The 12260-nt window shown below is 67.3% G+C and carries 13 protein-coding genes; 10 read left to right on the plus strand and 3 right to left on the minus strand.

Annotated features, from left to right (window positions below):
- Nucleotides 1-8 precede the first annotated feature (8 nt).
- From RRU_RS06105 to RRU_RS06135, 7 genes are all read left to right on the plus strand, one after another.
- On the plus strand, nucleotides 9-785 hold the full coding sequence (locus tag RRU_RS06105; protein ID WP_011388921.1) for a hydrogenase expression/formation protein: 777 nt from the start codon (nucleotides 9-11) through the stop codon (nucleotides 783-785).
- Nucleotides 782-2002 carry a nickel-dependent hydrogenase large subunit gene (locus tag RRU_RS06110; protein WP_011388922.1) on the plus strand — a complete coding sequence of 407 codons (1221 nt, stop codon included), beginning with the start codon at nucleotides 782-784 and terminating at the stop codon, nucleotides 2000-2002. The genes RRU_RS06105 and RRU_RS06110 overlap by 4 nt, the downstream gene beginning before the upstream one ends.
- Complete coding sequence (gene hypA / locus RRU_RS06115; RefSeq protein ID WP_011388923.1) at nucleotides 1995-2336, plus strand: hydrogenase maturation nickel metallochaperone HypA; 342 nt, start codon at nucleotides 1995-1997, stop codon at nucleotides 2334-2336. The genes RRU_RS06110 and hypA overlap by 8 nt, the downstream gene beginning before the upstream one ends.
- Complete coding sequence (gene hypB, locus RRU_RS06120; protein ID WP_011388924.1) at nucleotides 2336-3142, plus strand: hydrogenase nickel incorporation protein HypB; 807 nt, start codon at nucleotides 2336-2338, stop codon at nucleotides 3140-3142. Before hypA ends, hypB begins: the two co-directional genes overlap by 1 nt.
- A gap of 43 nt (nucleotides 3143-3185) precedes the next feature.
- Nucleotides 3186-4631: a sigma-54 dependent transcriptional regulator gene (locus RRU_RS06125; protein WP_011388925.1), complete on the plus strand. Its 1446-nt coding sequence runs from the start codon at nucleotides 3186-3188 to the stop codon at nucleotides 4629-4631.
- Nucleotides 4632-4825: 194 nt separating this feature from the next.
- Entirely contained in the window at nucleotides 4826-5044 is a 219-nt protein-coding gene (locus tag RRU_RS06130) for a hypothetical protein (protein ID WP_014626116.1), read from the plus strand.
- Nucleotides 5045-5252: 208 nt separating this feature from the next.
- Nucleotides 5253-5699, plus strand: a complete 447-nt coding sequence (locus RRU_RS06135; protein ID WP_011388926.1) for an RrF2 family transcriptional regulator — start codon at nucleotides 5253-5255, stop codon at nucleotides 5697-5699.
- 2 nt (nucleotides 5700-5701) lie between these two features.
- On the opposite strand, the gene RRU_RS06140 is transcribed toward RRU_RS06135, so the two are convergent.
- Nucleotides 5702-6160, minus strand: coding sequence for an Lrp/AsnC family transcriptional regulator (locus RRU_RS06140; protein WP_011388927.1), 459 nt, complete (start codon nucleotides 6158-6160; stop codon nucleotides 5702-5704).
- The gene (locus tag RRU_RS06145; RefSeq protein ID WP_162470605.1) at nucleotides 6157-7479 is read right to left on the minus strand and encodes a tetratricopeptide repeat protein; all 1323 of its coding nucleotides are present in this window, start codon (nucleotides 7477-7479) and stop codon (nucleotides 6157-6159) included. The genes RRU_RS06140 and RRU_RS06145 overlap by 4 nt, the downstream gene beginning before the upstream one ends.
- 145 nt (nucleotides 7480-7624) lie before the next feature.
- Here RRU_RS06145 and RRU_RS06150 point away from each other — a divergent pair, with 145 nt between their 5' ends.
- Nucleotides 7625-7969 (plus strand): RidA family protein, encoded by a 345-nt coding sequence (locus tag RRU_RS06150; RefSeq protein ID WP_011388929.1) that lies wholly within the window; start codon nucleotides 7625-7627, stop codon nucleotides 7967-7969.
- Nucleotides 7970-8200: 231 nt separating this feature from the next.
- On the opposite strand, the gene RRU_RS06155 is transcribed toward RRU_RS06150, so the two are convergent.
- On the minus strand, nucleotides 8201-8398 hold the full coding sequence (locus RRU_RS06155) for a CsbD family protein (RefSeq protein ID WP_011388930.1): 198 nt from the start codon (nucleotides 8396-8398) through the stop codon (nucleotides 8201-8203).
- A 262-nt stretch (nucleotides 8399-8660) separates the two neighbouring features.
- On the opposite strand from RRU_RS06155, the gene RRU_RS06160 reads away from it, so the two are divergent.
- Together RRU_RS06160 and RRU_RS06165 are read left to right on the plus strand one after the other, a co-directional pair.
- The gene (locus tag RRU_RS06160) at nucleotides 8661-9689 is read left to right on the plus strand and encodes a histone deacetylase family protein (RefSeq protein ID WP_011388931.1); all 1029 of its coding nucleotides are present in this window, start codon (nucleotides 8661-8663) and stop codon (nucleotides 9687-9689) included.
- A gap of 233 nt (nucleotides 9690-9922) precedes the next feature.
- Nucleotides 9923-11332 (plus strand): globin-coupled sensor protein, encoded by a 1410-nt coding sequence (locus RRU_RS06165; RefSeq protein ID WP_011388932.1) that lies wholly within the window; start codon nucleotides 9923-9925, stop codon nucleotides 11330-11332.
- Nucleotides 11333-12260: the final 928 nt, after the last annotated feature.

Here is a 12260-nt window from a genome sequence, read left to right on the forward strand (position 1 = left end):
GCATCGCCATGGCCTTCGCTCATTTCGCGGGATCGGCTTCGGGGGGGGATTCGGCGGCCGAGCGCGCTTTGCGCGCCTTGTTCGCCGGCTGTATCACCGCCCTGGAAGAGCGGGCGAGCGGCGCCGTTCCCGTCGAACGCCCGGCCCTGTTCGACCTTGCCGCCTTTGATGCGGTCGGCCGGGCGCGGATCGATGGCTTGCTGGGCGAAGGCGAGGTGGCGGGGTTGGTCGATCGCCCCGTCGAAGGCGGCGCCCTGGCCCTGCGCGAGGCCGTTGTTCCGGGATTATGGCGGATCGCCGGCGGCGGCCGGGTCCACCTTGAGGTCGGCGATATCCCCGGAGCGGTGCGCGCCGCCGCTGCCTGGGGAAACGAGCCGCCCGACGCCGAACGGGTGGTGCGTGGCCAGCCCGGGGTGATGAACGCCCGCGCCCTGCTTGACGAGATCGCCCGCCATGTGCGCCGGGTCGGCGACGACCTGTCCCATGAACCGCCCCATGAGATCATCCTGACCCACACGCCGCTGTCGGCGGGCGACAACGCCCTGCTGGCCCGGGTGCTGGGCAACGGTGGGGTAACGCTGGTGGCCGGTGGGCGCACCACCTGCAAGGTGACGCTGACCGCCTGCGCCCATGTCTGGCGGGTCGAGCATTTCAACAGCGAGGACCGCTTGATCCTGCATGGCCTTGAAATCGGCGATGTGCCCGCCGCCGTGCGCGCCACCGCCGAGGATTGCGGCGACTCCGCGCGCCGTCTACGCGCCCTGATCGACGCCTGCCGGCCATGAGCGGAGCGGCGGCGATCGACCGGCTTGATCTGCGGCTCCACGTCGAGGGCGGGCGTCTTGCCCGCTTCGATCTGACGTCGACCCGCCGACCCGAGGCGGCCAAGGTGCTGGAGGGGCGGCCGGTGGACGAGGCCCTGGCCCTGGTCCCCCTGATGTTCGCGCTGTGCGCCACCGCCCAAGGTGCGGCCGCTGGCGCGGCGATCGAGGCCGCCCTCGGCCACCGGCGCTCCCCCCGCATCCTGGCTTTGCGCCGGTTGCGGGTCGATGTGGAAATCCTTGCCGATCACGCCCGCCATCTGCTGGTCGACGCGCCGCGTCTGGTTGGCGGAAGCGCCGATATCCCGGGCGCCCGGCGCATCCTGGGCCTTGCCCGCGCCCTTGCCAACGCTTTGGCCGATCCGTCGCCGGCCCCCGGCCCGGCGCCCGGGGATTTGGCCCGGGATTTGAAAGAGGCGATCGGGACCCATGGTTTCGCCATGCCGGTCGAACGCTTCGCCGCCATCGGCACCGCCCGCCACCTGATTGACTGGGCGATGGCGGCGCCGACATCGCCGGCGCACTTGTTGCGCGAAGCCCATGTCCTGGAGGGCTTTCGGGCGCGCAAGGCGGTGGCGGTGCCGCCGCTGCTGGCGCCCACGGCTCCCGATGAGATCAAGGCCTTGATCGGCATGATCGATGGGGCGGCGGGCGAGGCCTTCCTCGCGCGGCCAACCTGGGGGCGCTGCCCAAGGGCGACCGGCCCCGCCGTCCGCCTGGCCGGTCAGCCGCTGGTGGCGCGCTGCGGCGCCGATTGGGGGGCGGGGATCACCTATCGGCTGGTGGCGGTCCTGTGTGAATTGGCGCTGCTGGCTTGCGCCCTGCCGGCGCGGATCGCCGCCCTTGAGGCTATGGCCGAGGGGCGGGAGGACGGTCCCGCCCGCTCTTCGGGCGATGGCGTTTCCGCCCGTTCCTCGGGCGAGGGGGTGGGCATGGTCGAGGCGGCGCGCGGGCTGCTGATCCATCGCGTGGTGGTGCGCGAGGGCAGGGTGGCGCGTTGGCGCATTCTGGCGCCCACCGAATGGAATCTTCATCCGCAAGGCGCCCTGGCCTCCCTGCTGATCGGCTGCCCGGTGAGCGGAACCGAGGAGGCCTGCCTTTTGGCCCATTGGCTGGTTCTGGCCCTGGATCCTTGCGTGCCCTGCGTCATCACGGCGATCGGGGAGGGGGCGGATGCATGAACTGGCTTTGGCCGAGGGGGTGATCGGGGTGATCACCCAGGAGGCGGGGCGTCAGGGCTTCACCCGGGTGCGGCTGGTGCGGCTGGAGATCGGCGCCCTGGCGGCGGTCGAGCCCGAGGCCCTGGCCTTCTGTTTCGCCGCCGTCGCCCGCGGCACGGCGAGCGAGGGGGCGCGCCTTGATCTGGTGGTTCTGCCCGGAAGCGGCTGGTGCCTGGATTGCGGCCAAACGATCGCCCTGCCGCGCCGGGGCGAGGCCTGCCCGCTGTGCGGGGGCTACAAGATCCAGGTCACCGGCGGCGATGATCTGACAATCAAGGAACTGGAGGTCGATTGATGTGTAGCGTTTGCGGATGCGCGCCGGGGACGGACCACGCCCCCCACGATCACGCCCATGACCACGATCATTCCCATGACCATGACCACGATCATTCCCCTGCTTCCCAGGGCGGGGGATTTGCCGCCGAGGCCGGCCGGCTGATCCGCATCGAGCGCGACGTGCTGTCGATCAACGACCGCTTCGCCGCCCTTAACCGCCAGCGTTTGGCCGGGCGCGGGATTTTGGCGCTCAATCTGGTCAGCAGCCCGGGCTCGGGCAAAACCACGCTACTCGCCCGCACCGTCGGCGACCTCAAGGACTGGGCGCCCTGCGCGGTGATCGAAGGCGATCAACAGACCGACTTGGATGCCGAGCGCATCCGGGCGACCGGGGTCAGCGCGGTTCAGATCAACACCGGCAAGGGCTGCCATCTTGACGCCCATAGGGTCGGTCACGCCCTTGATAGCCTTGATCCGCCCGAGGGCGCCCTGCTGTTCATCGAAAATGTCGGCAATCTGGTCTGCCCGGCCGCCTTCGACCTGGGCGAGGCCCATAAGGTGGTTTTCCTGTCGGTCACCGAGGGCGAGGACAAGCCGCTCAAATACCCCGACATGTTCGCCGTCAGCGATCTGATGGTGCTGACCAAGGCCGATCTGCTGCCCTATGTCAGCTTCGATGTGGAGCGCTGTTGGGAGTATGCCCGGCGTGTGCGCCCCGATCTGCCGATACTGGTGGTCTCGGCGGTGAGCGGCCAGGGGCTGGAGGACTGGTATGCCTGGATCCGCGCTGAACGGGCCGCCCGCACGCCGCCGAAGGACGATTAATGTCCGCCTTTCCCCGGGAAGGGGAGAAGGTTATCCTCGGGCGATGACGGAACGGCCGCTTATTTTGGTAGTGGAGGGAGAGTCCCGAACCCGGGGGGCGCTGATCGGCGCCCTCGGCGAGCGGTTCCGCGTGCTTGCCGCCGAAGATCCGCCGCAGGCCGAACGGCTGCTTGCCGAAAAGGACGTTCAGGCCATTTTGTGCGATCAGACCCTGGCCGGCGGCGGCGTGGCCTTTTTGCGTGGCGTGCGGGCGCGCTGGCCCGAACCGGTGCGGCTGATCCTGGCCGAGGCCGCCGCCGCCCGCGAAATGGCCCTGGCCGTCGACGAGGCCTGGATCCACCAATCGATCGTCAAGCCCTGGACGGCCGAGACCCTGGCCCAGACGCTGGGCAACGCCGTTCGCCTGTATCGCCTGCGCCGCGACAACAAGGCGGTGTCGCTGCGCATGCGCGACGCGCCGGGCCTCCACGACCGGGCGGGGGAGCGCCGCCACCGCGCCGCCGGCCGCGACCAGGGCTTCGACAGCCTGCTGCACGCGGCGGGAAGCCCGCTGGCCGTCGCCATCGCCCTGGCCAGAAAGGTTGCGCGCTTTGATATCTCCGTGCTGCTGACCGGCGAAAGCGGCACCGGCAAGGAACTGCTCGCCCGCGCCATTCATCGCGGTTCGCCGCGCGCCGCCCGCCGCTTCGTCGTTGAGAACTGCGGCGCCTTGCCCGACCAATTGTTGGAAAGCGAATTGTTCGGCTGCAAAAAGGGCGCCTATACCGGCGCCCATGAGGATCGGGTCGGGCTGTTCGAACTGGCCGATGGCGGCACGATTTTCCTTGATGAGATCGGCGAGACCTCGCCGGCCTTTCAGGTCAAGCTGCTGCGCGTGCTTCAGGAGGGCGAAATCCGCCCGCTGGGGTCCAGCCTGACCCGCAAGGTCGATGTGCGGGTGATCGCCGCCACCAACCGCGATCTGGAAAGCGAGGTGGCCAAAGGGCGCTTTCGCCGCGACCTGTTCTACCGGCTGGCCGGCTTTCCCTTGCACCTGCCGGCCCTGCGCGAACGGCCGATGGATGTGCCGCTGCTTGCCGAGGCCTTCATGGGCGAAAGCATGCGGTTCCTGGGCAAGCCGGTGGAAGGCCTGAGCGACGGGGCATTGACCCGGCTGCGCCGCCACGACTGGCCGGGCAACGTTCGCGAACTGCAAAACGAGATCCAGCGGATGATCGCCCTGGCCGATGGGCCGCTGCTGACCGAGGATCTGGCCTCGCCCAAGGTCGGAGCGGCCAGGGCCGAGGCCTTGGGTGGCGGGGTGGCGGCGAGCGGCCCGCTCAAGGAGCGGGTGGAGGCCCTGGAAGCCGCCGTCATCGCCGAAGGGCTGGCCCGCCCGGGCTGCACGCTCAGCCGTTTGGCCGCCGATCTGGGGCTGTCACGGGTTGGGCTGCGCGCCAAGATGCGCCGCTACGGGCTTGATCAGGCGGTGCCCGACGGCGAGTCCTAAGCGCCGAAATTTGGCTGGTCCACCTTTGAGAAGAAATCTTAATTCACGAGTCAGTTTTTTAACCCATAAAAGTTATAGACAATATAGACAAACAAGGGCGCGGCCCTTATGTTTTTCGCGTCGACGGCAACGGATCGATCGTCGACGAGTTTTAGGTCCCCGAGACAGGTCGTCTCTGTAAGAGGAGGTTTTTCATGGACAATCGCGGTGTCGCCAGCCTGACAGGCAAGGTCACACGGTTTGCGTGCCATGGTTCCAACCCCTCGGACCGTTGGCTTGAACGTCATTCGGAACCGAGCATCGAGGAACTGATCGGGGACCCCATCGCCGCCGCGTTGCGCCGCCGTGATGCGATCGGCATCACGGACGTGATGACCTGCGTGCGCAATGCCCGGGCTTGTCTGACGGCCTGAAACGCCGAGGGAAACCTCGGCGAGGCTGGAGAGGGGCGCTGGTCACAGCCCTTCTCCAGCCGGGCTTTCCCCACCAGATCTTTGATTCCAAAGCTTTTCCCAAGGTCCGATCCGCCACGGTCCGTCCCGCATTCCTTGCCCACTCCATGGTTTTCATTGACAATATGGACTAAATGGACAAAAAGGGCCGGCGTCGTCCGAGGGGGTCATGCTAAGCAACAAGGCGAAATACGGCCTCAAGGCCCTTCTCTATCTTGCCGAACACGGTGATGGGACGCCGATCCTGATCGCCGAGATCGCTGAAAGCGAAGATATCTCGAAGAAATTCCTCGACGCCATCCTTCTGGAATTGCGCAATGCCGGGCTTGTCGGCAGCAAGAAGGGGCGCGGCGGCGGTTATTTCCTGGCCAAACCCACCGATCAGATCTTCATCGGCACCGTCATCCGCGTGCTTGATGGGCCGATCGCCCCGATCCCCTGCGCCAGCCGCACCGCCTATCGTCCCTGTGACGATTGCGGCAGCGTCCAGGAATGCGCGATCCGTGGCCTGATGCTCGATGTGCGCGATGCCATGGCTGCCATCCTTGATTCCACCACCCTGGCCGCCCTTCACGCCCGGGGCAAGGCCGCCCAGACCCTGATGTATTACATCTGACCTCAGGTCGTCTGCGGCCGCCGGCGGTCGAATTTGCGCGCCAGCACCACCGAGGATTTGGTCCGCGTCACCCCGGGCAGTCCGGCCAGATCATCGAGCAGGGCGTCAAGGTCTTCCAGGCGCGGGGTTTCCGCCATCACCACCAGATCGTAATCGCCATTGACCGCCAAACAGGCGACGATCTCGGGAAAATCGGCCAGTCTGTCGACCACCGCCCGCCCGCGCTTTTGTTCCACCGAAAGCTGGACCAGCGCTTGTACCCGGTCGTCGCTCGGCGGGCCGCCGACCACCACCGAATAGCCGGCGATCACGCCCTCGCGTTCCAGGCGGGCGATGCGCTCGTGCACGCTTGAGCGGGCAAGCCCCAGGCGGCGCCCCAGTTCGGCCGTTGATTCCCGGGCGTTGGCGCGCAGCAGCGCCATCAACTTGCGATCGATATCATCGCGGTAGCCGCCGCTCATCGCGCGGGCGGTCCGTTGAAAGCCGCCTTCAGGCGCTCGCTCACGGCGGCGATGACGCCGGGCCATCCCTCCGCGCCGTGGAAGAACGGCACGCAGCTTGGATACCAGGGAGAGCTTTGGGCGCTCGCCGTCCACCGCCAATCGGCCCTCGGACCGAGCAACACCCACAAAGGCTTGCCCATCGCCCCGGCGAGGTGGGCGACGGCGGTATCGACGCTGATCACCAGATCGAGATCGGCGATCAGCGCCGCCGTATCGTCAAGATCGTCGACGCTGGCCATCGGCCGCAGATCAAGGGGCAGGGCCGGGTAGTCCGTTGGGGCGAACTGCAGCGAGACCCAGTCGACAGCGGGGATCGCCGCCAGGGCGGCGAGGGCGGCAAGCGGCGGGTCGCGGCGCAATTCCGCCCGGTCGCTGGAGCGCCAAGCCAGGCCGATCCTTGGGCGATCGCCTTGGGGGCGAAGCCGGGGTTTGCTCACGTAAGGGATCCGTTCGCCAAGCGGCGCCCCGCCGGCTAGCGGCAGGGCCAGACTGGCCAAGGGAATGGTCAGCCCCTCGGCGCCGAGATCGGGAATCGCCTCGCCAAAGGCGATGGTCGCGTCAACGCCGGGCTGGGCTGCGATCAGCCGGCGCAGCGGCGGATGACATTCGACGATCACCTTGCCTGCCCCTTTGATCAACGGCAGATAGCGCAAGAACTGCACGCCGTCGCCCAGGCCCTGTTCGGCGCTGACCAGCAGGGTGCGGCCGGCCGGGTCCTCGCCCCGCCAGCGCCGTCCGGGCAAAGGAGCGGGGCGTTGCCAGCCTGGCAGGGACAGGCGGGCCTCGTAATGGGCGAAGCCCTCGGCCCAGGCGGCGCGGCCGAGCAGGCTATGGGCCAGCGCCAAGGCGCTTTCGGCGCGGCTGGGCTCCAGGGCGAGGGCCCGGCCAAAGGCCGCCTCGGCCCCGGAAGGGTCGCCGCCGGCGCGGCGCAGCAGGCCAAGGTTATGCCAGACCTCGGCCTTATTCGCGCAAAGGATCGCCAAGGCCTCCTGATCGGCCAGGGCCTCGGCAAGGCGATCAAGGCGCTCGAAGGCGCGGGCGCGATGGAAGCGGGGGCGGGGATCTTCGGGCGCCAGGGCCAGGGCGCGATCAAGGGCGCCCAGGCCATCCTGGGGGCGATCGAGCAGCAACAGCACCTCGCCCAACAGTGCCCAGATCATGGGTTCGTCGGGGCAGAGCTGGGCGGCGGCTTGCAGGTGGGCGGCCGCCTGATCGATCTCGCCGGCGGCCATCGCCGCCCCGGCGCGCGTCAGCCCCTCTATCGTCCTATCCGCCACGGCTTTATCCGCCATAAGGTCTGGAGCGGTAATCTTAGCGGTGAATGGCCAAAGGCAAAAGGGCGGGGGAGGGGCGCGGCGGGTTTGCGCTTGCCGGGGGGCGTGGCCTACACTCCGCGTCCATATCCCCACGAGGAGGTCTTTCATGTCGATCCGCCGCATCGAGTCCAACGCCCGCATGAGTCAGGCCGTTGTCCATGGCGACACCGTTTATCTGGCCGGGCAGGTTGGCACGCCGGGAGACGGCGTCGCCGAGCAGACGGCGACGATTCTCGCCAACATCGACCGCCTGCTGGCCGAGGTCGGCAGTCATAAGTCGAAGATCCTGTCGGCGACGATCTGGTTGGCCGATATGACCGATTTCTCGGCGATGAACGCCGTGTGGGATCCCTGGGTCGATCCGGCCAATCCCCCGGCCCGGGCCTGCGGCGAAGTGAAGCTGGCCGCCCCCGGTTATCGGGTGGAAGTGATCATCGTCGCCGCCCGCTAATCATGGAAACGGCCGGACCGCTTGCGCGATCCGGCCGTTTTTCGTCACGGCGACTCCGCCGCCCGGCGGAGGACGCCGTAAGCGAAAGGCACCAATCTCCGGGTGCGTCCTGCCGACTTAGAGCGGCGAGCGGAAAAGTGGATACCGGTTTTCCGCGCCATCGCCGCTCTGATCTATCGATTCTAGATCAAAGTGTCCGCGTTAAAGAGTTCCCCTTTAACGCGGTTTGATCTAGTGGCGGGTCAGGAACATATCGACTTCACGCTCGGCTTCTTCCTTGGCGATGCCATAGCGCTCCTGGATCTTGCCCACCAGTTCCTGGTGGTTGCCCTGAGCGACCTTCAGGTCATCGTCAGTCAACTTTCCCCACTTCTGCTTGATCTTGCCAGAAAGCTGGTTCCAGTTACCGGTGAGTTCCTCGCGGTTCATAATGTTCGTCCCTTCGATTGTTTCAGCGTCTTTCATCCACGCGGCATAACCATTTGTGGATCGTTGACAGCACAACGGCCTTGGCCCGCGAAGCGTTCCCAGAATTCTTTTCGCCTTGGTTCTTTGTCCTGGGGTCGAAGGGGCGGATCGGGGGCGGGGGAGGCGCATTTTGCGCTTTTCTCCCCCCGCCCAGGGGGGGAAGCTGCCCTGTCCCGCCCTGTCCCGATCCGCCCGGGGTTCCTCTCACTTTCGAAGGTCGTCCATGCGCGTGTTCTTTTCCCCCCGCCAGCTTGCCCACGCTCCCGCTTCGGAGTTCTCGCGCGGCGAAATGATCGCCTTTCGCGAATGCCCCGTCCGCGCCCAATCGATCCTGGCGGCGCTGGCGGCCGCGGGGTTTCCCGCCCCGAGCCAGCCGGTCGATCCCGGGCTTGCCCCGGTGCTGGCGATCCACGACGGCGAGTATGTCGAGTTCCTGCGAACGGCCTGGACGCGCTGGCGGGCGGGCGGAGCGACCGTCGCCGCCTATCCCACCGCTTGGCCGGTGCCCGGGATTGGCGAGCGGCGCCCCGACACGGTGGAGGGCCTGCTTGGCTGGTATATTTTTGATTCGGGTACGCCGATCGTCGCCGAGACCTGGGATGCGGTCAAAGCCGGGGCCGATACCGCCCATGCCGGGGCCCTGGCCGTGGCCACCGGCGCCCACTCGGCCTTCGCCCTCTGTCGGCCGCCGGGGCATCACGCCGCCCGCGCCCTGGCGGGGGGCTATTGCTATCTGAACAACGCCGCCATCGCCGCCCAGACCCTGCGCGACCAGGGGGCGGGGCGGGTGGCGATCCTTGATGTCGATTACCACCATGGCAATGGCACCCAGGAGATCTTCTACGAGCGCGGCGATGTGCTGTTCGTCTCGCTCCACGCCGATCCGGCCTTTGGCTATCCCTATTACACCGGCTATGGCGACCAGAGCGGTCGCGGGGCGGGCGAGGGGACGACGCTCAACCTGCCGCTGGCCGCCGGAACGACCGAAGCGGAATGGCTGGCGGCCCTGGAGCATGGGCTGGCCCGTTTGGGCGAATTCGCTCCCGACGCCGTGGTGGTGTCGCTGGGCGTGGACACCTGGGCAGGCGATCCCCTGTCGCACTTCAAGGTGTCCGCCCGCGCCTTCCCCGCCCTTGGCGCCCGCTTGGCCGGGCTTGGTCTTCCCACCCTGTTCGTGATGGAGGGCGGTTATGCCACGGCAGAGTTGGGTAAGAACGTTGTGGGGGTTTTATCGGGATTTGAGGACGCTTGATTGGCGCCTTTTGCTGCGGCGGCGGACGAGATGCTTTATAAGGCGGCTTGCGAAGATAGATGTAATTGTGGATTTGCAATCTTAACCCCTGTTTACATCATTTATTCTTCTTATGGTCGCCCTGTCGTTATGGCTGCGTCATCCTTGTCTCGGCGAGGCAGCGCCGTTAGGCAATCCATCAGTCCATGGGCTCGTATACCCTGGTATAGAAAACTCATGGGATCGAGAAAGATATGACCGGATTTCTTCAAAACGCCGATTCCCGTGGTCCGGGCGAAAAATCGGGTGGTCAATACTATGCGGCGGCCGTCGCCTCTCTTGGCCGGAGACTGGAGACCTTCAAGGTTAGCGAGGCGGATCTTGCCATTCTCGGAGACCTCGCTCCGTTTATTCGCGTAGAACTGCCGGGATTGCTTGAGCGGTGGCACGGGCGTTTCGCCCAATGGCCGGAACTGGCCAGCGCCCTGCGCCTGCCCGAAGTTCACAAGGCGCGCACCGCCCATTGGGTGCGGGTCGCCTCGGGGGATCTGGGCGAGGGGTTTCTTGACTCCGCCCATACCCTGGCCGCCGTGTTCTATGCCAACGGCGTTCCCGGCTATGCGGTGTCGATCTGCCACGCCACGGTGCTTCAGGAATTGATCGAGGCCCTCGGCCAACGGCCGACCAGCGGCGTCGATTTTGGTGGGCGCAAGCGGGCCCAGGCGGCCATGATCCGCGCCGCGCTCAACAAGATCGCCTGGCTTGATATCGAAATCCTGCTTGAAACCTATGCCACGGCCGAGAAGGAAGCCCGCAGCGCCACCTTCCGTCATCTCGCCGATGCCTTCGAAAAGACGGTGCATGTGGTGGTGGGCAATGTCGGCGAGGCCACCCATCAGTTGGGCGGCATTGTCGATACCCTGGCGCAAACCGCCGACCGCTCGACCCGGGCTTCGGGATCGGTGTCCACGGCGGCCGAAGAGGCCTCGGGCAATGTCGCCATGGTCGCCGCCTCGGCCGAGGAACTGGAAAGCTCGATCCGCGAAATCTCCGCCCAGGTCTCGACCGCCAACGGCGTGGCCGAACGCGCCGTCGAACGGGCGCGCAACACCACGGCCACCGTTGATTCCCTGGCCGGCACCGTCGCCAAGATCGGCACCGTCATCGATCTGATCAGCGGCATCGCCGCCCAAACCAACCTGCTGGCGCTCAATGCGACGATCGAGGCGGCCCGGGCGGGGGATGCCGGCAAGGGCTTCGCCGTGGTCGCCAATGAGGTCAAGGCCCTGGCCAATCAAACGGCGCGGGCCACCGAAGAGATTTCCAAGCAGATCAAGGACATGGAAGAGGTGACCCATACGGCGGTGTCGAGCATCGGCGAAATCGCCGGGGTTATCGACACCATCAGCGCCGCCACGGTGGCCATCACCGCGGCGGTCGAGCAGCAATCGGCCTCGACCCGCGAAATCGCCCGCAGCACCCAGGTGGTCGCCGATGGCAATGGTCAGGTCAGCCGGCTGATCGGCGAGGTGCGCGACGGCGCCGAGCAAACCCTGACCCTGGCCGATGCGGTTTCCAAGGCCACGAACGTGCTTGGCGAACAATCAACGACGCTCCGCGACGCCGTCGAGTCCTTCCTTCAGGACGTGCGCTCGGCCGCCTGACCCTTGGCGGGCGGCCGGCCTACGCTCCGGCCGCTCGCTTGCGGGGTCGCGCGGTTGACGCCCGTCGTCGCCGGGCCTATCGTCGGTGCCATGACCCAGACACCCCGCCCCGCCGCCATCGCCTCGATGGCCTCCGACGCCACCAAACAAACCCGCAGCCATTGGGCGGCGGGCGGTGGGGCTGTGTCTTGGTCGGATTTTCGCAGACCATAACTAAAAAACCCCACGGCCCATCCGACAGGCGGATGGCATCGTGGGCAGACTCCTCTCCCGCTTCCTCTCCGCCCGTCGTAAAGCCCCGACCGGAGAGAGAGCATGACCTTTTCAGAAGAGAATCCGCCTGATTGCGCGGCCCCGGGTCCGGGTGTCCGGCCGGGGCGCGATCCCGTGGCCCTTGGCGAAAGCCAGGAGCTTTTCCTGTGGCGCGCCACCGGCGGCGGCAATCCCTATTGGCTGCCGCGCGGGCTGACCTTGCTGCGGGTGATCGAGGGCGGCTTGCGCGCGTGGCTGGAAGCGGCGGGCTATGCCGAGATCCGCACGCCCCCGCTGGTCGACGGCGCCTTTCGCGGCGGGACCTGCGCGGCGCACCGGCTGGTTCATGCCCTGGCGCGGCGGGCCGAGGACGGGCCGCTGCGGCTTTTCGAACTGGGCGTCTGTCATCGCGGCGGTCCGGGAGAGGGGCTGCTGGGCGGGGCCGCTTTTACCCCCCCGGCGGTCGGGACCGCTTTCACCACGGATGAAGCCCATGTGTTCTGCCCTGCCGATCACTGTGTCGCCGAGGTGGCGCGGATCGTCACCGCCAGCGCCGCGACCCTGGCCGCCTTCGGCTTCCCGGTGATCGGGGTGCGGTGGGGGACGGCGCGGGCCGGCGAGGAGTGCCCGCTCGCCGCCGGAGCGCGCCGGGCCGGTTATCAGCCCGGTCTCGCCG

It is taken from the genome of Rhodospirillum rubrum ATCC 11170 (assembly GCF_000013085.1).
Classification (GTDB): domain Bacteria; phylum Pseudomonadota; class Alphaproteobacteria; order Rhodospirillales; family Rhodospirillaceae; genus Rhodospirillum; species Rhodospirillum rubrum.